Origin of the sequence: Rhodococcus sp. ACS1, from assembly GCF_002300155.1 — a bacterium.
In the GTDB taxonomy this organism is placed as follows: Bacteria; Actinomycetota; Actinomycetes; order Mycobacteriales; family Mycobacteriaceae; genus Rhodococcus_F; species Rhodococcus_F koreensis.
Map to the genome: position 1 here is coordinate 312,242 of NZ_NSDZ01000007.1, position 25,293 is coordinate 337,534.

A 25,293-nucleotide genomic window follows, 5' to 3' on the forward strand; every position below is an offset into this window, starting at 1 on the left:
GCGAGGATTGACCCATGGCCGCCATGCAGCGCGAGAAACAGTTCCGCCGGCTGAGAACGCCACGCTCGGCGGCCGTCGCGGGAATCGTGTTCGCCGCGTTCTTCTCCGCCAGCCTCGTCCTGCTGCACACCGCGCTGCCTGCCGACCCGTTCGACGAAACCCCCTGGGTGGGAAGCGGTGAGACACGGATCAAGACGGCCCTCGTGCTCGCCCCGTTCGCGGGCATCGCGTTCCTCTGGTTCATCGGCGTCATCCGCGACCGTCTCGGCGACCTCGAGGACCGTTTCTTCGCGACGGTATTCCTGGGCAGTGGCCTGCTGTTCCTCGCGATGGGCTTCATCTCGATGGGCGTGGCGGGCGGCGTCCTCGCGATTGCCCGGCACTCGGGCAGTTCCGCGGACGAGATCGTCTACTTCGGCCGCGAGATCATGCTGCAGATCAACCACGTCTACGCGCTGCGCATGGCAGCGGTGTTCATGATCTCGCTGGGAACGATCTGGCTCCGGACCGGACTGATGCCGCGATTCCTCGTCGTGACGACGTACCTGCTCGCCCTGGCCCTGCTGCTGGTGGTCAGCGTCAGCCTGTGGACGACGCTGGCGTTCCCCGCCTGGGTGCTGCTGGTCAGCATCTACATCCTGGTCACCGGACGACGCATGCGCGCCGCCCGATCCGAGTCTCCCCTGCGTCAGGCGTGATGCGTCGACACCACCCAAGAGTTCACCTGCGTGCGGGCGTGGTGGAAACGAAGTCGTCGATGATGCCGACCACCGCGGCCGGATCCTCGAGGTGCGGGTAGTGGCCGATACCGTCGAGGACGGCGAGCCGGCTGCCGGGCATCGCCTCGTGCGCCGCGTAACCGTGCGAGACCGGGATGATGCCGTCGGAATCGCCCCAGATCAGTTGGGTGGGCAGACCCGCGTTCAGGTACAGCCGGCTCAGCGCGCTCACCGCCTGCCCCCGATGGTCGACGACCGCGCGGAGAGTCCGCAGGAACGCCTGCCGGGTCTCCGGATCGGACAGCGACGAATAGGCGTGCCACATCTCGTCGCCGCGAACCGACTGAACCCCGATCGCCGCCAGCCAGCTGCGAACCTTGTTGCCGGCGTCGCGTATCGCGGCGGGCGCCATCAGGGGAAGCAGGAACTCGGACCCGGGCGCCGCCAGCAACCGCAGGGTCCAGTTCACGTCCGGTCCCAGTCCGCCGCTGCCGATGAGGACCAGGCGCTCACACCGTTCGGGATGCTGATAGCTGAACTGCATCGCCACCCCGCCGCCGAGGGATTGCCCGACCACGGTCACCCGTTCGATGTCCAGCTCGTGCAACAGGTCGCGCAGCCACGCGGCGAACGCGCCCAGCGAGTAGTCGCCGCGCGGTTTGGCCGAATCGCCGTGACCGGGCAGATCCGGGGCCAGCACCCGGTAGCGCTGCGCCAACTGCGGGAGGACCGCGCGCCACGTCGCCGAACTTCCGGCCATCCCATGCACGAGCAGAAGCGTCTCGCCCTCACCGCTCAGCCGGTAGGCGACGTCGTCCCCGTGCAGTGCGATGTGTCGCAGTTCCGACATACAGCGACCTCCCGATCGGGTGATGCAGCGGTCTCACGGTAACGATAGGGGAGTTCCGCTCGATATCGTCATCAACTGCGGCGTGGGAACTTGATCTTCGGCGCCGGGTTGATCTACACGGCACACCGACGTGAGGCTCGAAAACAGGAGGAATCCGCATGAACTCTGTGTCGAGCCCGGCCGCCGCCCGGCCGCGTGTCCTGCTCATCGACGCCGACGTGGCAAGCTCCCTCGTCGAACGCCTCCGGGACGGAGGATTCTTCGTCACCCGAACCTACGCGGAACCGGTGCGGTCGCGGATCGAACCCCCCGACGTGGTGATCGTCGACGCGCGATCACCCCACCTCGACGCCGACACCACCGTGCGGGGATTGAAGGCGATGCGATTCGCCCTCGCCATCGTGGTGATCGGCACCTTCCGTTCCGGCAACCGTCGCAGCGACCTCCTCGAGGCCGGCGCCGACGACGTGCTGGAGATGCCAGTCGGCGCGGACGAACTCGTCGCCCGGCTCCGTGCGATCCTCCGCCGTGTGAAACCCGAGGTGACCGCGCCGGCGCCCGCGGGCAGCCAGGACCTGTGCCTGTGCGAGGAGCGGCACGACACCGACTACGACGGGTTGCGCACCACGCTGACCAGGACGGAATTCGTCCTCTTCACCGTGCTCGCGCAGAACGTCGGCAGGGTCGTCACCCGCCGCGACCTCATGCTGATGGTGTGGGGTGTGACCGTCGAATCGAAGACGAACGTCCTCAACGCCTACGTCTGCTCCCTCCGGCGGAAGCTGGTGGCCGTCGGATCGCCGTATGTCGTCCACACCGTGCGCGGTGTGGGTTTCGCCCTCGGCGAGGACGTACGCCCGGGGACCATCGACCCCGCCCGTCAGGTGTCCGTCGCCGTGTCGTGACACCGGCCCGCGGGAATGGTCACCTACATCCACCCCGACGCCGGCGCACACCCGCTGGGCACTGCCTGACCGGGGAACCCCGTGATGCCCGGCCCCGTCAGGCCGCTGCGAAGAATGCGAGCGCGCGTTCGAGCACCACATCGGGCCGTTCGTCGACGAGGAAATGCGAGGCGCCGTCGACGAACTCCACACCGAAGTCGTCGGTGTGCCCCTCGAAGCCGCCGAGGAATTCCTTGCGCACGATGGCGTCCTCGGCGCCGACGAGCACCCGGGTGGGAGTGGCGAGACGGGTGTGCCGGTACGCGCCCGTCATGATCCGCGCCGCCTGACGCATGATGAAGCAGCGGTACAGGGCCGACGCCGCATGGGCGCGGGCCGGTTCGCGCAGCCGTCCGGCGAACAGTTCGACGTCGCGCTCCGACCACGTGTTCCGGTCCGTCGTGAAGCCTCGCAGCAGGTGGTCCGTCAGCCGTTGACGCCCGCGGCCGAGCAGGAACGGACCGAGGAACGGCGCGGCGATCACGGGCTGGAACCAGCCGTGCCGTGCGATCGTCGTCAGCAACCGTGGGTCGAACCGGATGAAGGGGTGGGGGACACCGAGGCTGATCTGCTTCCGGACCCGGGGGGGTGCGCTCAGGCACAGCTCGTATCCGAGAAGTGCGCCCCAGTCGTGCGCGATCAGGCAGACCCGGTCGAGTTCGAGCGCGTCCAGCAGTGCCTCGACGTCGGCGAGCAACTGCGCGCGGGTGTATCCGGTGGGCGGGGCGTCGGTCCAGCCGGCGCCGCGCAGATCCGGGCAGATCACCCGGTAGTGCTCGGCGAGTCCCGGGACGACCCCGCGCCACTCCCACCAGTGCTGGGGGAAGCCGTGGAGCAGCACCACCGGTTCGCCGTGACCGGCCTCGGCCACGTGGACGCGCAGGCCGGGGAGCCGGACGTAGCGGTGCCGGACCTCGCCCAGTGCGGGAAAGGTGTTGTCCGGCGCACCGTTCGGGCCGGATGTTCTGGCGTCGCCGGGAGCCTCGCGTCTCATGACCTCACGTTACTACGATCATAGTGCTACGTCACTATGTTTATAGTAGCCAGGTGACGTCCACGAGAACGAGTGCACTCGACGCGGCGATCGACCTGCTCGGAACCGAGGGTCTGCGATCGCTCACCCACGCCCGGGTCGACGACCGCGCCGGCCTCCCGAAGGGGTCGACGTCCAACTACTTCCGCACCCGGGCCGCGCTGCTCACCGGGACGGTCGACGCGATCGTGGACCGCGAACTGTCCGAGGTCGGCATGCTGGCACCGGCGTCTGCCGCAGACCTCGTCGACGCGGTCTGCGGCCTGATCGACTACACGACCGTCGCCAACCGAACCGTCACCGCGGCGCGGCTGGTCCTGTTCCTCGAGGCCAGCCACGACCCCGTTCTCCGGGATGCGCTGGCACGCGGGCGCACCGCCATGGAGGCGTCCGTCGTCTCGGCATTCGCCCACCTCGGTGCGCGGGACCCGCGGACCGCCGCCACCGCACTCATGGCCTGCGCGGAGGGACTGATCCTGCACCGCATCGCCCGCGAGGACACCACCGATCCGCGGCCGGCCTTCGAACTGGTGGTGCGGGCGGCGTTGAGCTGACGCGCACCCGGACTCACGGAAGGGGAGCGGACCACCGGAGCGTGGTTCCACCGCCGAGAGTCGAGTCGACGGCGCAGTGCCCGTTGACTTCCCGCGCCCGGGCGGCCAGATTGTCCAGCCCGCTGGTGGCGACGTTCTCCTCGAATCCCTTGCCGTCGTCCGCGACCTCGATCGCGAGATCGTCGTAGACCGAGATGCTCACCGTCACCGTCTCGGCTCCGGCGTGCCGGACCGCGTTGCTCAACGCCTCACGCAGAACCGCCTCGGCATGCTCGGCGAGCGAGGCGTCGATGACGGACAGTGGCCCCGACATGTGCACCGTCGTGCGCAACCCGGAATCCGCGGTGGTCTCGGCCACGATCTCGTGCAGACGCCGCCGGAACTGCGTCATGCCGCCCGAACCGCCGTGCAGGTCGAAGATGGCCGTGCGGATGTCCCGCACGATGTCGTGCAGGTCGTCGATCGACTGTTCGAGCCGGTCCTTGACGACGGGAGCCTTCGCCCGCTGCAGGGTGCTCTGCAGCGACAGGCCGACCGCGAACAGCCGTTGGATGACGTGGTCGTGGAGGTCACGCGCGATCCGGTCGCGATCGGACAGGACGTCGAGCTCACGCATCCGGCGTTGACTGTTGGCCAGCTGCAACGCGACGGCCGCCTGATCCGCGAATCCCGACATCAACGCCAGCTGGTCGTCCGTGAACGGCGGCGCGTCGGCGGTGCGGAGTGTCACCAGCACCCCGGACACCGATTGCGCGGCACGCAGGGGCAGCGCCAGCGCAGGACCGAACCGGGCCCCCGTCTCGAACCCGGGATCGAACGCCAGCGCGGTGACACGAAGCGGGGTCCGCTCCCGGAACGCCTCACCGGACGTCGACCGCTCGACCGGGATCGCCCGGCCGATGATCCGATCCGGCACCGTCCCGGCCGACGCGGTGACCACGAGCTCGGTCACCTCGTCCGACGGGAGGTCAGGATCGTCCGGCACCGCGAGAAAGGCACTGTCGGCGGCGGTCAGGGCCAGCGCGTCGTCGGCGATCACCTGCAGCACCTCCGCGGTGTCACTGCCGGCGAGCAACTCGGTCGCGATCTCCCGTGTCGCCTCCAGCCACGCCTGCCGCGTCCGGGACTCCTCGTACAGGCGGGCGTTCTCGATCGCGATACCGGCGGCCGCCGCCAGCGCACGGAGAAGCACCTCGTCGTCCTCGGTGAACTGCGCACCGTTGGCCTTCTCCGTGAGATACAGATTCCCGAACACCTTATCTCGGATCTGAATGGGAACTCCCAGAAAGGTTTTCATCGGCGGATGGTGGTCCGGGAACCCCACCGACGCCGCGTGATGAGACAGGTCCTCCAACCGGACCGGCTTCGGATCCGTGATGAGGAAACCGAGGACGCCGCGACCACGAGGCAGGTCGCCGATACGCTCCCGCGTCTCCTCGTCGATGCCCTCGTAGACGAACTCGCTCAGCCCCTCGGTCGGAGCGAGCACCCCCAGCGCACCGTACCGGGCGTCGACGAGATCGATCGCCGCGTGCACGATGGTGCGGAGCGTGTTGTCGAGGTCGAGTCCCGACGTGACGGCGAGCATCGCCTCGAGAAGGCCGTCGACGTGATCGCGCGCATCGACGATCTGCGCGATGCGGTCCTGCACCTCGGTCAGGAGCTCACGCAGCCTCAGCTCGGACAGGCTACCGAGGAGGGGCCCACGGTCGTGTTCGTCCGGTTGACGGGTCACACGACGCATTGTCCCACCCGGTGACCTCACGAGGAGCCGGAACAACCATAGGTCCCGTCAGGTGCCGGGCGGTTTCGACGGCAACTTCGTGGCCAGCACCGCCGCCTGCGTCCTTCGCTCCACACCCAGTTTGGTCAGCAGCCGGGACACGTAATTCTTGACGGTCTTCTCCGCGAGGAACATGCGTGCGGCGATCTGCCGGTTGGTGAGCCCCTCACCGAGCAGGGCGAGCAAGGTCCGCTCCTGATTGGTCAGGTGCGCGAAGATGCCGTCCTTCCCATCGGCGTCCGCACGCACCTTGTCCATCAGAACGCCGGCGGCACGACTGTCGAGCAGCGATTTGCCCGCCCCCACGTCGTGGACTGCCTGAGCCAGCTCCATGCCCCGGATGTCCTTCACGACGTATCCGCTGGCCCCGGCGAGAATCGCGTCGAGCATCGCCTGCTCGTCCGTGAACGACGTCAGGATGAGGCAATGCAACTCCGGCATCAGCGAGTGCAGTTCCCGGCACAGCTCGATTCCGTTGCCGTCGGGCAAACGCACGTCCAGGACGGCGACATCCGGTTTCAGGGCAGGCACCCGCGCCATCGCCTGCGCGTAGGAGGCGGCCTCACCGACCACCGTCAGAGCGGGATCGGAGGTGAGGAGATCCGCGATCCCTCGCCGGACGACCTCATGGTCGTCCACCAGGAAAACCCTGATCATGGGCACCCTCCAGACCTGGCCGCGTCACCCTCGGAGAATTCAGATTACGCCGGTGAGCACCGGGCCGGTCAGCGCGCGGCCGGACGAAACGGCCCGGATCCGCGACGCCGCGGCCGGTGCGGCATCAACATCGCCGCCGCCAACCCCACGGTCGCGACGAGCGTCGCCGCGGCGCCGACTCCGACGAGGGGAGTCGCGAGCCAGGCACCGAGCAGGACCATCAGGCCCGCGGTCACCGCTCCCGCCACCACCGCAAGCGCGAACCCCGCGGGATGCACGTACAGGAACTCGCCGGGCTCGTCCTCCCGCCGGTGACGATCCTCGCGCGGCGATGCGGTGGAGTGTTCGAACATGGTGTCCTCGTTCCTTCGCCGGCTCCGATGTCGTGCGCCGGCCCTCGTACAACGGTGCGATAACGGCGAGCACAATGACAGGGCCGAAGGTCACACGTCCGTCCTCAGGCGTCGGCGGCGCCGAACCACGTGGGCAGCACCTCGAGCAGATCCCGCTGATCGTCACCGACCCACGCCACGTGACCGTCCGGACGCAGCAACGCCGCGGGCACGTCCAGTTCTTCGCTGACGTCGACGACGTGGTCGATCCGATCCGCCCAGCCCGCCACGGACAGCCTGCCCGTCTGGTCGAGCAGCAGTCCGCGGCCGTCGTGCATCAGCCCGTACAGGCGACCGCGTTTCAGTGCGACGTCCCGCATCCGTCGGCCGAGCAGTGCGTGGCCGGCGCCGAAGTCGTAGCGGACGCCGACCGCGGTGATCTTCTCGATCAGATACCGGTTCACCTCCTCGAAGTCCATCAGCTCCGACAGCAGCCTGCGCACCGCCTGGGGACCCGGCTCGGTGGACATCAACTCCATCTGCGCGCGGGTGTTGTCCAGCACGTCGGCGGCCACCGGGCGCCGTTCGGTCTGGTAGCTGTCCAGCAGCCCGCCCGGGGCCCAGCCGCCGATCTGGGCGGCCAGTTTCCATCCGAGGTTGAACGCGTCCTGGAGGCCGAGGTTGAGGCCCTGCCCACCGGTCGGCGGGTGGATGTGCGCCGCGTCGCCGGCCAGCAGCACACGTCCGGTCCGGTAGCGGTCCGCCAGCCGGGTGGCGTCGCCGAAGCGGGACAGCCAGCGCGCCGAGTGCGCGCCGAAGTCGGTGCCTGCGAGAGCCCGCACCTGCCGCTTGAGTTCGTCCAGGGTCGGCGGGACCATCCGGTCCTCGGCGACCCCGTCGGCGGGCGCGACCAGGCGGTACACCCCGTCCCCGAGGGGCATGGCGCCGAACCGCTTCTGCGTCTTGCGGACCTCGGCCACCACGGCGGCCAGTTCCTCCGGCGGCGCCGTCAGCTCCACCTCCGCCAGCAGCGTCTCGACCCTCGACGGCTCGCCGGGGAAGCCGACGCCGAGCAGCTTGCGGACCGTGCTGCGGCCGCCGTCGCAGCCGACGAGATACCGGGCGCGCAACCGGGTGTCTCCCGCCGCTGCCAGTTCGACGCTCACCCCGTCCTCGTCCTGACTCAGCCCGACCAGTTCACAGCCGCGCCGGATCTCGACACCGAGTTCTGTGGCGTGCTCGGCCAGCAGGCGCTCGGTGACGGTCTGTGGGATGCCGAGGACGTACCCGTGTGCGGTGTCCATCCGGTCGGGCCACGGTGTGTCGATGCCGGCGAAGAAGCCACCGACCTCGTATCGTGTGCCCTCCGCGAGGAAGCGGTCCAGGAGGCCGCGCTGATCCATCAGTTCGATGCTGCGCACGTGCAGGCCGAGCGAGCGGACCACTTTCGTCGGCTCCGGTTCCCTGTCCAGCATGAGCACGTCCACGCCGTGCAGCCGCAACTCGGCGGCGAGCATCAAGCCGGTCGGTCCGCCGCCGGCAACGATCACGTCGATCATGAAAACCCCATTCGACACGGTTGCGTTCGGCCAGCTGCTGCGCTTTCTGCAGGTTCTGGCTTCGACGGGAGATTCTGCGGCACGACCAGGGTCTTGCCGCAAGGCCCCCGGTGCGCTATACGTTGAAAGGGGCACGGAGCGGACGACTCCCTGCCCTTTCCTATGCCGTTCCGTCATTCTCACGGTTCATTGATCGCCGGCACCGTAGGACACTGGGTAATAGGACCACCTCGGTCCCGCACTCACACCGAACGGAGGCCACCGGACATGAACGAGACGACATGGTTGGTGGAGATCGTCATCGACGAACACGACTCGGACGAAGGCGGCTCCAGAACCCGCGCACAGGCCCGGCTCCGCACCCGCGACACCCGCACGTTCGTCGGGTCCGGACTCGCCCGCCGAAACCCGGACGACACCGAAATCCCCGAGATCGGAGAGGAACTGGCCACCGCACGCGCGTTGTCCGACCTCGCCCACCAACTGATCGAGGCCACCGCGGCCGACGTGGAGACGGCCACGCACAGCCGCGTCCATCTCACCGGATAATTGCCCTCGCCGACGCGAACCCGTCAGCGGGGGATACGACGCCGGCCGACCGAGAAGACCGATTCGACCGGCCGTCTCGGAGTCTGCCGCGGCGCCGACTTCTTCTCGGTGGTGCCCACCCTGATCAGCGCCTGCGGGAACCCGCGGTCGGGAAGCAGTTCGCGGATGATCTCCCGGCCCTGGCGGAGTTCGGTCATGTGGGTCAGCGGACACGTCGACAATCCGCCGACGGTGGCCTCCAGCAGCACCGCGGACAGGGCCTCACCGGCGCGGAGCCACTCACCGCGACCGTCGGTGGCGGTGCTCAACACCAGCACCGTCGAGCGGTCCGTCTCCGTGGTCGCGCCGGCGTCCCGGCCGGCGGGGAAGCGGCGCCCGATGTCGACGCGGTCCCGGTTGTCCGCGGTGGCCAGCGCCTCGGCGGGGATTCCGCCCTGCGCGGTGGAATGACCGGCCCACCAGTGCAGCTCGGCCTGATAGGCGGAGTCGTATTTCCTCGCGGCCGCGGTCGTTTCGGTTGCCCTCGCGAGTGCCGGACGCGCCTCCTGCCTCAGCACGGTCAGGTGGACGTCCTGACGGCGCACCACGTCGTCCAACGCGGCGGGCAGCGGCGTCTTCAAGCTGACGGGACCGAAGGGCCTGCGGTCGGAGTGCCGGTGCCGGATCGCCGCGAGCAGATCGAAGTCGTGCGACTGCGGCCGGGCGTCGTGACGGAACCGAATCGTCGCCAGGTGACCGGATCGGGGCCCGTCCGGGACACGCTGGACGTCCGCCGCCCATCTGAGTGCGGTCAGCGCCGTCTGAAGATGATTCAGCGCCGCACCACAACTGACGACCAACTGCCGGCCCGTCGGGTCGGTCGACGCCAGGACGCGGCCGTGTTCGGTGTAGAGGTCGAGTTGGCCGTCGGCGTACGTCCACTGCCACGGCTGGCTGTTGTGTACCGACGGCGCCCGGCAGGCAAGGTCCACGGCAATGCGAACAACGTTCTCGTCGGGAATGGTGCTGTTCACGATCGCCTCCTCGGTGAATCGCGTTCCGCCCCCACCCGGCGCGGAACGCCGGTGCCTGTATCCCAGTGTTCGCCGTCCATCGGCGCGAGATAAGGGCCGATGGTCACCGCCCGGGCGACGATTCACGTGCGGGTCGGGCACCCTATTACGTCAGAGTGACGAAACATGAGGTCATGGCCGGGGCGGGGGACACTGAACGTTCATTCGGAAACGGCGGGTGTCCGGGCCACTCCGGGGTCGACGCCGAAGTGGCCTCACCGGCCCGGCGCGGCACATCCGGTGGCGTGAATATTATTCAGCACGCGCGAACGAACGCATTGCGCCGCGACGTTCGACAACGACGCACCGAACCGGCGGGTACGAGATCGAGGGGCGACGGCCGTGGATGCCGGCGGGCGCAGGACCGACTGGGTGTAGAGGGGCGAGCCAAATCCGGGTCTCTGAACTGCGGCGATAGGACGCCACCTTTGCCGATGGTCGGCAGTGTGACATTTACGCTGGTGAAGTCAGCAGTACTCTCTGGCGTGCCTGCCACGTCATACCCACTCGTGCTTTGTTGTCGAACGTCCGCATCGCCCCCTCGCCGACGCGCGCAGCCGACTCGAAATATGTGCGGCTGCCCTCCGGTCCGGCGGCGGCGGCGCTGCACCCGGCCACGGTCACACAGACCGCGAGTATCAGTCCCACGGCGCGGCGCAAACGGTGATCTCGCATGTTCTGGCCCCTTCTTCCGAGGTTGGTGTCGGATGCGACACGCCGAGATGCGCTTGGCCCTTGCCGTGTCGGCGTGAGCGATTCCGGGCCGGCGCGGCGCTGCGGCACCGGCGTGACTGCGATTGCCGTGCCCGTCGCGCCCGTGTCGGCATGACTGGTGATTACCGCCAGTGTCAGCCTTGGGCCGGGCCGGAAACCATCCCACACTCGGGGGGATATCGGGACCACGGTCTGCCGTCGCATACTCACTACAGGACCGGACGGAAGCAGCCCACTCTCAGCTCGGGTCCACGCATTCACCGGAGGGCACATGCCCCACCACGGCCTGAACCGTGGGAGCCCCCTTTCCGTCGCCGGGACCTCGGGATGGCGGGGAACACCCGATCGCTTCGCGACACAACGCGGGCGGAGACGATCCCGAACCGGCAACGCACCCGCGACCGACCATGTCGCTCGCACCCGCAGGAGGTACCGCCCATGGCCGACATCCACCGCGGCCGCTTCACGGCCGACGTTTCCGTCCTCGGCGACGAGATTGTCGTGTATCTGATCGGAGCGCGAATCAACAAGCCCTGGAAGTTCCGGACCTGGTGGCCGGTCTTCGCCGCGATGCCGAAGATACTGACATACTTGCCCACCCGGAGAACGGGTTGTTGGGATACGAGCAGGCCCTTTTGCCGTCGCCGATCATCGTGCAGTACTGGCGTTCGTTCGAAGACCCGACCCGCTTCGCGACATGACTTGGCCGCCGTCCGGATCGGACGCACTGCCACCGAGCCAAGCCACCATCCTGACACCGCGCTACCGGACACCGTTCGAGGGGTTGTTGACCCCGCTCGGTAAGAACTGCGGCGGACCGTGGAGGTCGGCACGACGGAAGATGCCATCGCGGGCAGTCTGAGGTGGCCCCTGGGAGTGGACACCCCGGACAATGGTTCCAGGAGAGCCAGGAGGGATGTCGAGGTGGGACGCCAGTCTCTGTACACGGAGGAATTCCGGAAAGACGCGGTCGCGCTGTACCGCGCGGCCGACGGCAAACGCACGTACGCGGCGGTGGCCGCGGATGTGGGCATCAGCGGCGAGACGCTACGGACGTGGGTCCGTAAGGACACCGCCCGGAACGGGCGGTCGCAGGACCGCAGTACCGGCGCCGACGGGACCGAGGCGGACGAGCTCGCGCGGCTGCGCGCGGAGAATGCTCGGCTGCGCGGTGCGGAGAAGGAATGGCAGCTCGAACGCGAGATTCTGCGTCGGGCAGCAGCGTATTTCGCCAAGGAGGTGAAGTGAAGACCCGCCGCTGGGACTTCATCTCCGCTCATCGCGCCAAGTTCGGCGTGCAGCGGCTGTGCCGGGTGCTCGGGACCTCCCGCTCCGGCTACTACAAGCACCCGGCCACCGAGCCGGCCCGGGTCGAGCGCCAGGCCGAGGAGGCCACGACGGTCGCCGAGATCCGCGCGATCCATGCCGAGCACCGCAGCGCCTACGGCGGCCCCGCGCGCGCAGGCCGAACTCCGGTCCCGCGGACGCAGGATCAACCGCAAGCGGGTGACCCGGCTGACGCGGATCAACCACGTCGTCGGCCGGCACCTGCGCCGCACCAAGCGCACGACCATCGCGGACCAGCGTGCACAGAAGGAGGCGAAGGGGATGGGGGAGGAGTGACTCGCTTCGTGGGTGACACGTCAGCCGAGGGTGCCACGTCGAAGGGCCCATGGGGCGGCGGCACCGGTTTATGTGTGGTTTAGCGGCCAAGCGCAGCCCCCGCCAACGATGTACATCAGCTGGCAGGGGCGCTACACGGACAACCTGAACGTCGTAACGAGCAGCGCATCACTGATCTTCGTGAGCCGGAGCCTGGAAGTCCAGAGAGTGTGATCCACGCCATTGCACTATTTTCGCATCACTCAATAACCGACCAGTAAGTGGGATCTCGAGTGGTCTTGTGCTGTGCCCAGACCCAATCCTTCGGACCCGATTTCGGGTATGGGTGTACGTAGTTCGGCCGATGTGCAGGTGTCGACGTCGGTCCAAGGTAGCTGGTACGCCGCCGTCGACGTGGCAATCGAGAATATCTGCACGTGAGAGAAGAGTTGTCATGGCACGAAATACCGAGAGCATGGGTGCAAGTGTGCTGAATACGTTGCGGGTCGGTGTGGTTGGCACTGTTCTGTACGCCGGTCTGATCATGGGCGTCGTTGTGGTGGCTGTGTGGAAGTTCCCGATGCCCGGCGTGTAGGCCCGCGGCGTCTGTGGTCCTGCGCCGGCGCCTGGCGTTGCAGAGTGAAACACGTGGTGGCAGTTCGGCGATAGAGCGACAGGGGCGTGGTTCTGCCCGTGGCTCAGCGTGGCCGGCAAATCAGCGCGCGATACCCGTGACGGGCCCTGATGCTGGGGAAGGGGCGATGTTGTTCGGGACGGGCGTAGCTCTCATGGTTGGTCTGCTGGTGGTGGCGCTTCTGGTGGTGCCCGTCTCGTTTGGTGTGGCGGCACGAGCGGACGCGAAGGTCCGCCGCCCTGCGGAGTCCCGGGCATCGTATCCGAATCCGGTGGGCGCGGTCGCTGTTGCGGATGTAAATGTGCGGTGTGATCGGTGGCGGCAGTTGGCAACCCGAGCGTGCTGATCTGCGGCGGCGACTCGCTGGTCGCAGTAGCGGTCGTGGGTGTACTGATCTGTGTCGGGTGACGGTGACGGCATGTGCCGAAAGTGTGCAATTTTGGCGGTTCGCACCTGCCGCCGGGGGCCGGCTGCACAAACGAAATTGCCCCCGCGCGGATAGAGTAATCACCGGAACATGAAACTATTTCGGCCCCAATGGTATACGCGCATCAGTGGTCGCCCGAGATGCGATGGCATCCAGGTGAGCCGAAGCGACCCGGTCGGAGTATCGTCCGCTCCGACCGGGCCTCGCCGGGACATGTAACAGGTACCCGCCGCATCAATCCTGACCGCGCTCGTCACGCAGTGTGCGTCCGTGAGGCGACCCGCTCCGTTGGAGCGGCGGGGGTTCCGCGTCGGTGTACCTGGATGATTGGCGTCGCTGATGTCTCCTCGGACGTTTGCTGGGTGTGAGGTTTTCGACCGGATCTACAGGAAGGCATATCGTCTGGCGGCAAGGGACGTTTTCGGCGGCGCAGTGCATCAATCCCTGCTAGCCAGTGGGGGTTTGGCGGCCGCGGTATCCGTTTGTTCACCTGCTGCTTCGTGTTCCGGTGCGAGGAAATGGTAGATCCGCCGTCTGTCCCGGTGGCCTAAGTGCAATACCGTTCAGTTAGTGATGGTTGCGATACGATGAGGTGTGCCTCGGAGTGGATGGGTGAAGCCGGTCTCGGATCGGCGGTTGTCGGATGTGGTGTCGGTGGGGTTGCTGACCAGGGTGTTTCCCGCGTCCTTGGTCGATGAGGTGATCGCGGAATGCGGTCGCAGGGAGCAGCGAAGTCGCACGTTGACCGCTCGCGTGACGGCGTACTTCTCGATCGGCATGGCATTGAATTCGCAAGGCTCCTACGAGGAGGTCTTCGAGCAGCTCACCGACGGTTTGTCGTGGTCGTCGGGATGGTCACAGTCCTGGTCGTCGCCGACGAAATCGGCCATATTTCAGGCCCGTTCACGTCTGGGATACGAACCGGTGCGGGAGCTGTTCCGCCGTGTCGCACGACCTCTCGCCGACACGGGTACACCAGGATCCTGGCTCGCCGGGCGCCGGTTGGTGGCCCTCGACGGGACCTGCCTCGACCTGCCCGACACCCCGGCCAACGCCGAGCATTTCGGGCGGCCGGGATCGAGTCGCGGCGAGCAGTCCGCGTTCCCGCAGGCGCGGTTGGTGGCGGTCGCCGAGTGCGGCACCCACGCGGTCTTCGACGCCGCGATCGGATCGTGCCGCACCTCCGAGCGGGAGCTGGCGCACGATCTGATGGACACCCTCGAACCCGGGATGCTGCTGCTCGCCGACCGCGGCCTGTACGGATTCGACATGTGGACCCGGGCCGCCGCCACCGGCGCCGACCTGCTGTGGAGGGTCAAATCGACCCTCTCGCCTCGGCACCTCGAGACCCTCGACGACGGATCCTGGCTGGCGCAGATCATCCCCACCTCCGGAAAGAATCGGCGGCAACGAACACCGCTCACGGTGCGCGTCATCGACTACACCCTCGACGACGGGCGGGAGAACCCCGAGCAGTACCGGCTGCTGACCACGATCCTCGACCCCTCCGATGCACCTGCCGAAGAGTTGGCCCTCGCCTACGCCCAACGCTGGGAAATCGAGAACACCCTCGACGAACTGAAAACCCATCAGCGCGGACCACGCGCCGTGCTGCGGTCGAAATCCCCACCATTGGTGCAGCAGGAAATCTGGGGGCACCTGTGCTGCCACTACGCCATCCGCACGCTCATGCTCGATGCCGCGACCGCCGGCGGTCACGACCCCGACCGGGTCTCCTTCGTCGCCGCCTTGCGGATCGCCCGACGATCCCTGTCCCACAGCTCTTTTTCCCCCTCATAACCACAACGCTGCCACGAGATTGTGGAACCACGGCATCGACAAACTATTGCGCCGAATCAACCCCGCACGCCGCCACCGCGCCAACCCCCGGGTCGTCAAACGCAAAGTCCTCAAGTGGGCAGCCAAACGCGCACACCATCAACACCATCCACAACCCACCCAGCCGCCGAAATGCACCATCCTTGTTCACTAACTGAACGGTATTGTTGCGCCCAGACCACGGAAAGGAGTCGTATCGGTAGGAGCGACTCGTGAAAAGTAATGCTGCACAGGAGATGAAGGTTTTGTGGCCCTTCGGCGTCGTCCTTCGGGGGATGGCGTCAAACCACCTCGAGCTGCGTTGGCTGAAGACCGTCGTGGTGAGCGTCGAGGAAAAGGCGGCCGGTGAGTCGTCAGGTGGGGACCGGGAAGACGAACGCGAGTGAACCACTGCTGAAGCGTCGAGATTTAGGAAACGGCATCGAAACCGGGGTCTCAATACAATCCCGGGATGAGTCTGGCGGGTGCCCGAGTATTGGCCAGGTGGTGTCCGGCGTGCAGGTGGCGTGAGCCCGGTCTGCGGCTGCTGTGTGGAACTGGGGAAGGCGCGTGTCGATACTGCCCCGATGTCGGGTTCCCCGGCGGGTGGGGCGAGAGGGAGCGCACCGAACGGCTGAAACCGGAGGTGCTGAGTACCGGGGCGGCGCGCGCCGGCGGACCGGCCCGTAGGAGCGTTGAAGTCCCTGTAATGGGGGTGGAGCGAAGGGGCCGGCTCATCTCGTCGAAGTTCATCGAGCAACCGGAGCGCGAGCTTTGGGAGGAGACGTGTGGATCAGACAGGTCCAAACAGGAAACCGTTCGACATACCGAAGCGTTTGGTGTGGCGGGCGTGGGAGCGGGTCAAGGCGAACAAGGGTGCCGCCGGAGTGGATGGGCAGTCCATCGACGATTTCGATGCCGATGTGGGGAACAATCTCTACAAGATTTGGAATCGGATGTCGTCCGGGACGTACTTTCCGCCTCCGGTGCGGGCGGTTGAGATACCCAAATCTGCTGGTGGGACCCGGATTTTAGGGGTTCCTACTGTGGCGGATCGGGTGGCGCAGACGGTGGCCGCGCTGGCGTTGGAACCTCGGACGGAGGCGATCTTTCACGATGACTCCTATGGGTATCGACCCAAGCGTGGCGCGTTGGACGCGGTGGCGGCATGTCGGGAGCGGTGCTGGAGCAAGAGCTGGGTCATCGACCTCGATGTCGAAAAGTTCTTCGATTCAGTTGACCACGACCTCATGGTCAAGGCTGTGGAGGTCAATACGACTCACGAGCAGCGCTGGATTATGCTGTATGTGAAGCGCTGGTTGGCCGCGCCTATTCTTACCGCCGGGGTCATGGTGGACCGGGATCGGGGAACGCCGCAGGGTTCTGCGGTGTCGCCGGTGTTGGCGAATCTGTTCATGCATTACGCGTTCGATTCGTGGCTGACTCGAGAGTTCCCGACGGTGGAATTCGAGCGTTATGCCGATGATGCTGTTGTGCATTGTGTGAGTGAGTATCAGGCTCGGAAGGTGTTGTCCGCATTGGAGATGCGGATGGAGGAGGTCGGGTTGCGGCTGCATCCGGCCAAGACCAAAATTGTGTATTGCAAGGATCGTAATCGGCGTGGAGAGTGTGAGAACACGTCGTTCACGTTTCTGGGGTACACGTTCCGTGTCAGACAAGCCCCGACCAGGGACGGGACGAGCGCGTTCAATGCGTTCCTCCCCGCGGTCAGTCGGGACGCGCTCAAGAAGATGGGCGACACGATCCGGGACTGGCGCATACACCTGCGCAACACGACGGATCTGGCGGAACTGGCCGGGTGGATCAACCCCATCGTTCGTGGGTGGATGACCTACTACGGCAAGTTCTACCGGACCGCGCTCTATCCTCTGCTGCGACGTATCAACACCTACCTGGTGCGATGGGCGCGACGGAAGTTCAAACGGTTGAGGTCGTTCAAACGGGCTCTACGGTGGTGGAACGGGCTGCTGAAACGGCAACCCCGACTGTTCGCTCACTGGGCATGGATGACCGAGTTCGAACGGATCAGATGAGACGAGCCGTGTAACGGGAGACTGTTAAGCACGGTTCTGTGGGAGCCCGGGGGTGAGATTCCCCCGGGCCACCCGGCGGCCTAAGTGTGATCCACGCCACATAGATTTCTCGGGTTGTCCGATACACGGCTGGCGGCCGTCGGCGCAGAATCGCCGATTCGAAATGACGCATTCAAGTGTGGGCGTTGGTTCTAACGGGGCGGATTTGGTGCCTGACCGATCGATTTGGCCGGCAGCGATCCCCGAACTCCGCTCGTCCGGACGTAGAGAGATGGTCGGCGTGTGGTGCACGGCGCCCGGTGGTGGGTGCGGGTGTTTGAGGTCGGACTGGTTGGTATGGACCTCGTGTCAGTGCGGTGTGGTGCGGTGTGGTGCGGTTGAATGGGTCACTCGTGCACCCTTCCTGTCACGGACAGCAGACGCCGTCCGTGGTAGGGAGGAGGTTGGAGTCGGGGTGACGGCCCTGTTTGGTCGCCCTTCGAGGGCCAATATCACACAGCCGCCCCCGGCTCCCTCGGGACCCGCTGACCGACGACAGAGGGATGCCGCTGGCAAAGCGCCGGTGAGTGACCACTCGGCGGCCGGTCCCTTCACCCGATGACCCTGCCCAGGAGGCGAGGTAGGAAGGATGGTTGTATGGCATTGACCGAAGCGATGTTCTTTGTCGGGATCGATTGGGCTGCAAAGACACACGCGGTTTGCATCCTGGACGCCGCGGGACGTGGGGTCGCCGCGTTCACCGTCGAGCACACCGCGGCAGGGTTCGCGCGGTTGGCGGCTCGACTGGCCCGGCTCGCCGATGACCCAGAGTCGGTGCCGATCGCGATCGAGCGGCCGGACGGTCGGCTGGTCGACGCGCTGTTGGAGGCAGGGCACCCGATGGTGCCGGTCAAGCCGAACGCGATCAAGGCCTGGCGCGAGGGCGAGGTCATCTCCGGGGCGAAGTCCGACGCCGGCGACGCGGAGGTGATCGCGGAGTACCTGCGCTTGCGGGCACATCGGCTGCGTCCGGCGGTGCCCTACAGCGACGACACGAGGGCGGTGCGCACGGTCTCGCGGACCCGCACCGATCTGGTCGAGGCGCGGGTGGCCGCGAGTAACCAGCTCGCCGCGTTGCTCGATGCACAATGGCCCGGCGCCAAAGAGGTCTTCTCCGACGTCGCCTCCCAGAGCAGCCTGGCCTTCTTGACCCGGTACCCGACCCCGGCCTCGGCGGCGCACCTCGGCGTCAAGCGGATGGCCGCATTCTGCACCAAGCACCGCTACAGCGGACGGCGCAGCCCCGAGGAGTTGCTCGAGCGGCTGCGGGCCGCTCCGGCCGGCATCACCGGCCCGGCACAGACCGAGGCGCTGCGCGACGCGGTGACCGCACACATCCGGGTGTTGACCGCGCTCAACACGGCGATCAGAGACCTCGACCGGTCCGTGGCCGCGCACCTGACCGACCATCCCGACGGGCAGGTGTTCGCGTCGCTGCCCCGCGCCGGGGTCGTCAACGCCGCCCAGATCCTCGCTGAGTGGGGCGACGCCCGCGACGCCTACGACGGTCCCGAGGCCGTCGCCGCGCTCGCCGGATTGGTGCCGGTCACCCGCGCTTCCGGCAAACACCGCGGCGTCGGTTTCCGCTGGGCCTGCAACAAACGCTTCCGTGTCGCACTGACGACCTTCGCCGACAACAGTCGCCACCAAAGCGATTGGGCCGCCGAGATCTACCGCCGTGCCCGCGCGTCCGGCAAGGACCACCCGCATGCGGTGCGGATCCTCGCTCGCGCCTGGGTCCGCGTCATCTGGCGCTGCTGGCAAAGCGGCACGCCTTACGACTCAGCTCTGCATGCCGGCGCGCAACGACACCGTGACACCGTCGAAGCGGCCTGAATTCAGGCGCTGAGGTTGACACAGAGGGTGTGGTATGGGGTCGCCTGTGGGTGAGCAGCTGTGGCAGACGTTGTCCGATTCCGGGTTGGCGTTGGTGTGTGTGTCCTTGGGCCGCAGTGCCGGTGGGCGGATCTGCTCTTGCCCGGGGATACGTCGGTGGGGAGTTGACGAGATCGCCGGGCAGTGCCGCGACCACCGATGACGACACGTGGGAGCTGCGACGCCCCGAGAGGGCGGGCGGAGTTCACCGAAAAAGCGCCCCGGTGGTCTGTTTTCGTGTGAGCCGGTGTCGGCGCCCGCGCGTGTGGACGCGGGTTTTTCCTGAGGTGAGGCGCACCGGTGCCGGTGGTAGCGTCGCGCAGGCTGCAGGGGTGCGAGCGAAAGGTACCGGGCTGCAGTGGCGAATGGCACGGAAGGTGCGGTAGATGGTTCAACAGCAACGGGCGGCGGTGACCCGCGCGCAGATCGTCCGCGGGGCGGCGGAAATGTTCGACAGGTCCGGGTTCGAGGGTGCCAGTCTCGTCGAGATCCTCGAGGCGGCGGGCATGACGAAGGGGGCGTTGTATTTTCATTTCCGGTCCAAGAAGGATTTGGCCCGGCACATCATCGCCGAGCAGCACCGGATCTCGATCTCCGCGGTGCAGGCGATCGCCGCGCAGGAGGCGTCGGCGATCGAGCAGATCGTGATGCTGTGTCATGAGATGGCCCGGCAGATCGTGCAGGACCCGATTGTGCGGGCCGGGATCCGCATCACCCTCGAGCTCAGCGCCGACGACCGTGGCCCCGCGGGCCCGTATCTGGATTGGATCGCCGCCTGTCAAGGGTTGGCGGCCCGTGCGGTCGCCGAGGGCGATCTTGTCGAGACCATCGACCCGCCGACGTTCGCGCGGTTCGTCATCGGCGCGTTCACCGGGGTCCAGACCGTGTCCCAGGTTCTGACCCATCGCGTGGATCTCGAGCAGCGGGTCGACGAGATGTGGGGGTTCCTGCTGCCGGGGATTATGCCGACCACCCGGCACTCCGGCATGATGCGGATCCGGGCGGCCCGCACCGACGTTCCCGTCACCGGACCGCCCGACCGTAAGGATTAGTGCGCTCAACCTACCGGGACGATCGCGCATGCTTGCTGCAGACCGATAAGTGCGCCATCCGCACTCCGCCGGCGACGCGATCGGAACAACGATGGGATGATCGCCGGGGCCGGTGTTCGTGCAGGTCCGCTAGCGTGCCGGGTGCCGGGTGCCGGGTGCTGGTCCGCGGGAGCGCCGCGGCCGATGTCATCGGGGAGATCATCGAGGACAACGCGGCAGTGAGCCGGACCGGGGGTGGTGGTCACCAGTGGGCGCCGGTGCATCGGTGGGCGGTCGCGGTCGATGATGGGCGGCTGGTCTTTGCCGACACCGAGGTCTTGACCATCGATCCGAGTTCCACCACCCCATCGCGGACCCGGACTGCGATGTGCCCTCTTCTCGGTGCGGGGCCAGATTTCACTCTTGCTGGTTGACCGCAAATTTGTCGTTGCGGAATTGTTATCTGGCCGGTATAAATATTCACATCGTGTGCTGTGTGTCACGATTCTCTGAACAATCGAACTGGAGTTGCAACGATGGACCTCGCTTTCTTGGCCGACTTTTTCTCGAACGTCTCCACTCTTCTCGGCGTTCTCGATTTCTTCTCGGGTTCTGCTGGGTCGCTCAGCGGCTAGTAACGCTGGCCAGTAACTGAACTGGCTCTGTGGCGGCAGAGAGGGGGCCCGTCCTTTACCTGCGGACCCTTCTCGCTGTACTTGGATCTTCCGGTCGTGTCTGCGCCGCGTCGGTTCCTCACTGGCAGTGCCGTGAATGTCATTTTCCGCGTGGATGGTCTGACAGTTCAAGATCATTTGCTGGTCTGGATGCTGACCTATCTCGATTCGGTAACTCGAAACTTTGAGAGCCGAATTATGTGTGTCGTCGAGTTGGGGAAACAAGGGTCCGCCCCCAGCGGGAGGTGCATCTCGGCGCGTGGCTGCTCGCCAAAGGTGTCGCGACGCCGAACGCGGCGGCCTCACGCCCGACGTAGCGACCCGTGCCTCGTGGCGGCGAAGGGTCTCGCGGTCACGATCGACAAGGTCGCCGAACTCGACCACGCCTCGCAGGCGGCCAACGCCCACGTCCGGGCGCGCCGACGATGGAAATCGGCTCCCACACGAAGGAATGCTAGGTCTTCGAGGGTGAACCACAACACCTTTCGTCCGTGTTCGACGGCGTGTTGGCCGAGGGCCTCGAGGAAGAATGTCTTGCCCGTGCCGGACGGGCCGCAGACCACGAGGTTCTCCCGCCGGTCGATCCATTCCAGGGTCCGTAGCGCCTGCTGGGTCGGCGCCGGGATGGACGACAGTTCCGGTTTCCACGCGTCGAAGGTCTTGCCGGTGGGAAACGCCGCGGCGGCGCGGCGGGTGGCCAGCGCCGAGCGTTCCCGCCCGGCGGCCTCCTCGGTGAGCAACGCCTTGAGGACCTCGGCCGGTTCCCACCGTTGGGCGCTGGCGGTGGCCAGCACGTCGGGGGCGGCGCGGCGGATGTGCGGCAGCCGCAGCCGGTGCAGCAGTGTTTCCAGGTCGGCCGGCAACGGCGGCGCCGACGGTGGTGCAGTGCTCACGAGAACAACCTTCCTGTGGTCGGTGTTTGCATGACGTTCTGATGCTGTTGCAGCACAGTGGATTTAGATAGCCCTGCGTGTGGTCGGCGTTAGGGTTCGGTGTCGCCGGTGTCGCCGGTGCCGTCGGGGTCGGCGAGTTCGGTCAGGATCGGGGCAGCGCCGAACCGGGCCCACCCGGCGGTGCCCTGGGCCAGGGACCGCGATTCGTCGGCGCGGTGGGTGGTGTCCGAGGCGGCGCCGGTGGGGTGGGCGTCGAGGATCGCCATCAGGTCGCCTTCGGCGAAGCGGCCGTAGGCGGCGGCGTGTCCGAGCGCCCAGTCGACCCGTTCGGCGCCGAGCAGCTTGGCCAGGGTGACCGCGTTGCCCATCTTCACGCGGATCTTCCCGGTGCCGGCCTCGGCGGCCTCACACAACCACAGCCGGGCACCGGCACCGATGTCGCAGAAGGCGCGTTCGGCGTCGGTCCGTGGGATCGGGTGACGGTCGAGGACCCCGGCAGGAGGCGGCGGGAAGTGCTCGTCGCAGATCTGCGGGGAGCCGGGGCGGGCCCGCCGGTGACGGGCGACCTCGACCGGGCCACCCTCGCCGTGGTGGACGAAGACGATCCGCTCGGAGACACCGGCGCCGTGCGCGCGGACCCACACCGTCTGCCCGCGCAGGGTGTGCGGCACCGAGTACTGGCCGTTCTCGAAGGACACCATCGGTGTGTTGTCCGGGACCGTGCGGGTCACACCCCAGGTCGCGGTGTGCGGGGCGGCCGGGACCGGGTGCAGGTGAAGCCGTTCTTCGGCGAGCATCTCCGCCGGGATGCGGCGGGTGGTGCGGTGGATGCGGGTGTTGACCTGGTGGCAGAACTGCGTGCAGGCGGCCTCGAGGTCGTCGAAACTGTCGTACTGGGCGGCGAGATTGTGGTCGGTGGGCACCAGGTCGGCCTTGGCGAGTTTGACGGTGTTCTCCACCCCGCCCTTGGTGGCCGGGTCGGCGGGCAGGCAGGTCTTGACGACCAGGCCGTATTCTCTGAACTTGACGGGGACGGCTAGTTGGCCGTCTCGCCCTGAGTCAGGAATCCTTGGGGAGGGTCGGGTTTCCGAGTTCGACGGTCCCGGTGTTGAGGGTGCGTTTGTCGATTTGGGCGAGTTTGTCTTCGGCGGCGGCGAGGCTGACTTGGAGTCCTTCGACTTCGCCGAGCCAGCCTTCGCGGTTGGCTTCGGTGATCCGGGCGGCGAGGTTGTCGCGGATCTCGGCCAGGCGGGGTCTTTGGTCGGGATCGGGCCAGAGCAGTGAACATCTGACGCAGGCGTGCTCGTGAATGCACGCCGATCCGAAGGCCCGGCCGCAGGTTCCGATGGAGACCTTGCGTCGCTCGAAGTGACCGAGGAATTCCTGCCATTCCTTGTCGGTGGGGACGCGGTATTCGTCGGTGGGGCGCAGTGCCCGCCGCCGGGCGAGGAAGGCCAGGTGGGATTGGATGGCCTCGTCGGGATAGACCGCCTTGTAGCCGAGGGTGACGTTGATGTCGCGGTGGCCTGCGATAATCTGGGCGATGTGTGGTGGCAGCCCGTTGAGGATGGCGTCGGTGATGAACATCCTTCGAAAATCGTGGGGAGTGAACCGGATTGGGTCACCGGTAGTGGGGTCGTCCAGGCCGGTGTGGGCGAGAGCCGCGGTGAGCATGTCACGAATGGTGCTGGCGCTGATCGCTCGGTGTTCGTAGCCGTAGCGGCGCTGGAACAGCAGCGGCAGTGGCGGCGACCAGGCGCGTTCCCTGTCGTCGTAGGCGCAGACGAGCGGGACCGCGCCGGTGGTGCCGCGGACCCGGCAGATGATCGCGGAGAGCACGTCGGCGAGTTCGGGGCTGACCACCAGCAGTCGTTCGGTGTCGGTCTTGGACGGGGCGATCTGCAGCAGCGGCACCACCTCTCCGGTGGTGGGAAGCCGGTATTGGACCAGGCTGTGGTGGGACAGTTCGGAGAGTTCCTCGATGCGGATGCCGGTGGCCCGCAGCACTTCCACGGCGGCGAACGTCCAGAACGCGTGCTCTTCCTCCCGGCCGAGGTCCCGGCGTTCGCCGTTCGCCGAATCCTGCGCCCAGATCTTGGCGGCCGCCGAGCGTGTCGGGGCGAGGCGGATCAGCGTCTGCCCGGCGGCGGTGAAGGCCTCGCCGGGCTGGGTTCGGCGGGCCTCGTCGAGTATCGCCGCGGCGTCCTTGCGTCGCTGGTCAACGCTGCGGACCAGGACCGGCAGGACGGGCAGCCGCTCCCGGGTCCGGGCGTCCATGCGGGACTTGCGGTGACGCTTGTCTTTTCGCCTGTTGATCTCCTCGCTCCCGACCGGACACGGGGCGACCCACGGTCCCCAGCGGGCCGGGTCCTCGACGGCCCAGTGGGCCAGGTCGAGATAGAACGCTCGGACCGGGGTCAGGCATTCGCGGTAGTTGATCCGCGCGGCGGTGGTCTGCACCTTCTTCCCGTCGGGTGTCCGGATCGTCTTGGGGACGGTGCGCAGCCGTTGCTTCCAGGCGTCGGCGACCGCCGCGGACAGGTGGAGGCTGTCGATGCCCGGATGGTGACGCTCGAGGTCGGCCCAGAACAGGCCACCGAGATAGCCGGCGAGTGAGTGCAGGCTGGTGTAGTCCAGAACAGGCTGGCGTTCGCGCAGGTAATCGACCAGCAGATCCCGGATCGGACGGCAGGCCAGCCCGTAGCGGTCGATCATCTCCTCCGGCGTGCGCTGCCCGGCAGTGCGCAGCTCCCTCAGCGTCGCCGGTGCGTTCTCCGCGAAGACCCCCATAGTGCGCAGGGTCCGGTAGAACAGGTGGGTGGCACCGACCGAGGTTCCGCGGGCGTCGGCCTCTGCCTCGAGCAGCTCGAGGACATCGCCGGTGGTGACATCGGCCAGGGTGCCGCCCTTGGCGGCGAGTATCAGTGCGGCGCGGTAGGCGGTGCGAGTCGCCGCCGCCGGGGACACGTCCGGATCGGCCGAGCATAGCGCTCGCAGCCGCGCGAACCCCTCAGCATCACGGCACTGAGCCAGGACGTTGACCAGAGATCCGCCCCGGAAGCTGGCGGTGACCAGCCATGTCAACGACGGCCGGATGAGGTCGGCGGCCACCGCCGTATATAGCGCCCGAAAGAAGCAGTCGTGCAGCCAACCGGCAGGGTGGCCGTGATCGCGCAGCCATGCAATCGGGATATGCCGCCAGGACCGACCGTCGGCGTCGGCGCCGCTCGCCCGCCACCGGTCCTGCCAGGTTCGGCCCGGCTGCTCTGCCAACCAGTCCAGCAGCAGGCCCACCCCGGTCTTGTAGGCGTTCGGGTGTCGCTTGCCGGGCCTGTCCGGCGCGAACGGCGCACGCGTCAGCCGCGCCCAGACGGCGTCACGATCCTGTCGGATCGTCGGCCAGTCCGCCGCTGGGGGCCGGGCCGACGGGCGCAGCCGGGCCGACGGGCCGGCTGCCGTCCGCCCAGCCGAAACATCCCGGGGTTCTTCGACGCTCATGG

General features: G+C 67.2%; 22 protein-coding genes and 3 pseudogenes. 14 read left to right on the plus strand and 11 right to left on the minus strand.

The window, feature by feature from the left end; all coding sequences use genetic code 11:
• The first annotated feature begins 14 nt into the window (after positions 1 to 14).
• Positions 15 to 698: a hypothetical protein gene (locus CJ179_RS32820; protein WP_095864192.1), complete on the plus strand. Its 684-nt coding sequence runs from the start codon at positions 15 to 17 to the stop codon at positions 696 to 698.
• 22 nt (positions 699 to 720) lie between these two features.
• On the opposite strand, the gene CJ179_RS32825 is transcribed toward CJ179_RS32820, so the two are convergent.
• The gene (locus CJ179_RS32825) at positions 721 to 1,569 is read right to left on the minus strand and encodes an alpha/beta fold hydrolase (RefSeq protein WP_095864193.1); all 849 of its coding nucleotides are present in this window, start codon (positions 1,567 to 1,569) and stop codon (positions 721 to 723) included.
• 158 nt (positions 1,570 to 1,727) lie between these two features.
• Here CJ179_RS32825 and CJ179_RS32830 point away from each other — a divergent pair, with 158 nt between their 5' ends.
• Entirely contained in the window at positions 1,728 to 2,474 is a 747-nt protein-coding gene (locus tag CJ179_RS32830; RefSeq protein ID WP_095864194.1) for a response regulator transcription factor, read from the plus strand.
• A gap of 97 nt (positions 2,475 to 2,571) precedes the next feature.
• Here the strand turns inward: CJ179_RS32830 and CJ179_RS32835 are convergent, their stop codons facing one another.
• A complete protein-coding gene (locus CJ179_RS32835) occupies positions 2,572 to 3,507 on the minus strand; it encodes an alpha/beta fold hydrolase (RefSeq protein ID WP_095864195.1) in 936 nt (311 codons plus the stop codon).
• Between the two features lie 53 nt (positions 3,508 to 3,560).
• Here CJ179_RS32835 and CJ179_RS32840 point away from each other — a divergent pair, with 53 nt between their 5' ends.
• Entirely contained in the window at positions 3,561 to 4,100 is a 540-nt protein-coding gene (locus CJ179_RS32840) for a TetR/AcrR family transcriptional regulator (protein ID WP_095864196.1), read from the plus strand.
• A gap of 13 nt (positions 4,101 to 4,113) precedes the next feature.
• Here the strand turns inward: CJ179_RS32840 and CJ179_RS32845 are convergent, their stop codons facing one another.
• The 4 genes from CJ179_RS32845 to rox form a co-directional block, all read right to left on the minus strand.
• Positions 4,114 to 5,844, minus strand: a complete 1,731-nt coding sequence (locus CJ179_RS32845; protein ID WP_095864197.1) for a GAF domain-containing sensor histidine kinase — start codon at positions 5,842 to 5,844, stop codon at positions 4,114 to 4,116.
• 48 nt (positions 5,845 to 5,892) lie between these two features.
• Positions 5,893 to 6,540 carry a response regulator transcription factor gene (locus tag CJ179_RS32850; RefSeq protein WP_072951667.1) on the minus strand — a complete coding sequence of 216 codons (648 nt, stop codon included), beginning with the start codon at positions 6,538 to 6,540 and terminating at the stop codon, positions 5,893 to 5,895.
• A gap of 68 nt (positions 6,541 to 6,608) precedes the next feature.
• On the minus strand, positions 6,609 to 6,893 hold the full coding sequence (locus tag CJ179_RS32855) for a hypothetical protein (RefSeq protein ID WP_179377707.1): 285 nt from the start codon (positions 6,891 to 6,893) through the stop codon (positions 6,609 to 6,611).
• Between the two features lie 104 nt (positions 6,894 to 6,997).
• Complete coding sequence (gene rox, locus CJ179_RS32860) at positions 6,998 to 8,431, minus strand: rifampin monooxygenase (protein ID WP_095864199.1); 1,434 nt, start codon at positions 8,429 to 8,431, stop codon at positions 6,998 to 7,000.
• 267 nt (positions 8,432 to 8,698) lie between these two features.
• Between rox and CJ179_RS32865 the strand changes: the two genes are divergently transcribed.
• On the plus strand, positions 8,699 to 8,980 hold the full coding sequence (locus CJ179_RS32865; protein ID WP_072951674.1) for a DUF1876 domain-containing protein: 282 nt from the start codon (positions 8,699 to 8,701) through the stop codon (positions 8,978 to 8,980).
• A 23-nt stretch (positions 8,981 to 9,003) separates the two neighbouring features.
• On the opposite strand, the gene CJ179_RS32870 is transcribed toward CJ179_RS32865, so the two are convergent.
• Entirely contained in the window at positions 9,004 to 9,993 is a 990-nt protein-coding gene (locus CJ179_RS32870) for a hypothetical protein (protein ID WP_095864200.1), read from the minus strand.
• A 492-nt stretch (positions 9,994 to 10,485) separates the two neighbouring features.
• Complete coding sequence (locus CJ179_RS50740; RefSeq protein WP_143548936.1) at positions 10,486 to 10,707, minus strand: hypothetical protein; 222 nt, start codon at positions 10,705 to 10,707, stop codon at positions 10,486 to 10,488.
• A 477-nt stretch (positions 10,708 to 11,184) separates the two neighbouring features.
• Between CJ179_RS50740 and CJ179_RS54125 the strand changes: the two genes are divergently transcribed.
• The 10 genes and pseudogenes from CJ179_RS54125 (at position 11,185) to CJ179_RS53040 (ending at position 20,660) form a co-directional block, all read left to right on the plus strand.
• On the plus strand, positions 11,185 to 11,550 hold the full coding sequence (locus CJ179_RS54125) for a monooxygenase family protein (RefSeq protein WP_072947482.1): 366 nt from the start codon (positions 11,185 to 11,187) through the stop codon (positions 11,548 to 11,550).
• Positions 11,551 to 11,670: 120 nt separating this feature from the next.
• Positions 11,671 to 12,336, plus strand: a pseudogene (locus tag CJ179_RS32875) (IS3 family transposase); the annotation flags it as partial.
• Between the two features lie 466 nt (positions 12,337 to 12,802).
• Positions 12,803 to 12,943 carry a hypothetical protein gene (locus CJ179_RS51535; protein WP_179377708.1) on the plus strand — a complete coding sequence of 47 codons (141 nt, stop codon included), beginning with the start codon at positions 12,803 to 12,805 and terminating at the stop codon, positions 12,941 to 12,943.
• A 166-nt stretch (positions 12,944 to 13,109) separates the two neighbouring features.
• Positions 13,110 to 13,390 (plus strand): annotated as a pseudogene (locus CJ179_RS53035) (hypothetical protein).
• A gap of 613 nt (positions 13,391 to 14,003) precedes the next feature.
• Positions 14,004 to 15,209: an IS4 family transposase gene (locus tag CJ179_RS32885; protein ID WP_095864201.1), complete on the plus strand. Its 1,206-nt coding sequence runs from the start codon at positions 14,004 to 14,006 to the stop codon at positions 15,207 to 15,209.
• Between the two features lie 251 nt (positions 15,210 to 15,460).
• On the plus strand, positions 15,461 to 15,634 hold the full coding sequence (locus tag CJ179_RS51540) for a hypothetical protein (RefSeq protein ID WP_179377709.1): 174 nt from the start codon (positions 15,461 to 15,463) through the stop codon (positions 15,632 to 15,634).
• Positions 15,635 to 16,015: 381 nt separating this feature from the next.
• On the plus strand, positions 16,016 to 17,281 hold the full coding sequence (ltrA, locus tag CJ179_RS32890) for a group II intron reverse transcriptase/maturase (RefSeq protein ID WP_095864202.1): 1,266 nt from the start codon (positions 16,016 to 16,018) through the stop codon (positions 17,279 to 17,281).
• Between the two features lie 636 nt (positions 17,282 to 17,917).
• Positions 17,918 to 19,156 (plus strand): IS110 family transposase, encoded by a 1,239-nt coding sequence (locus CJ179_RS32895; protein WP_095864203.1) that lies wholly within the window; start codon positions 17,918 to 17,920, stop codon positions 19,154 to 19,156.
• A 425-nt stretch (positions 19,157 to 19,581) separates the two neighbouring features.
• Entirely contained in the window at positions 19,582 to 20,247 is a 666-nt protein-coding gene (locus tag CJ179_RS32900; protein ID WP_095864204.1) for a ScbR family autoregulator-binding transcription factor, read from the plus strand.
• A gap of 134 nt (positions 20,248 to 20,381) precedes the next feature.
• Positions 20,382 to 20,660, plus strand: coding sequence for a hypothetical protein (locus tag CJ179_RS53040; RefSeq protein ID WP_095864205.1), 279 nt, complete (start codon positions 20,382 to 20,384; stop codon positions 20,658 to 20,660).
• 542 nt (positions 20,661 to 21,202) lie between these two features.
• Here CJ179_RS53040 and CJ179_RS32910 read toward each other — a convergent pair.
• From CJ179_RS32910 to CJ179_RS32920, 3 genes and pseudogenes are all read right to left on the minus strand, one after another.
• Positions 21,203 to 21,793, minus strand: a complete 591-nt coding sequence (locus CJ179_RS32910) for an ATP-binding protein (RefSeq protein ID WP_095864206.1) — start codon at positions 21,791 to 21,793, stop codon at positions 21,203 to 21,205.
• A gap of 89 nt (positions 21,794 to 21,882) precedes the next feature.
• A pseudogene (locus CJ179_RS32915) lies at positions 21,883 to 22,812 on the minus strand (IS21 family transposase); the annotation flags it as partial.
• 40 nt (positions 22,813 to 22,852) lie between these two features.
• Complete coding sequence (locus CJ179_RS32920; RefSeq protein WP_237724009.1) at positions 22,853 to 25,291, minus strand: site-specific integrase; 2,439 nt, start codon at positions 25,289 to 25,291, stop codon at positions 22,853 to 22,855.
• Positions 25,292 to 25,293 lie beyond the last annotated feature (2 nt).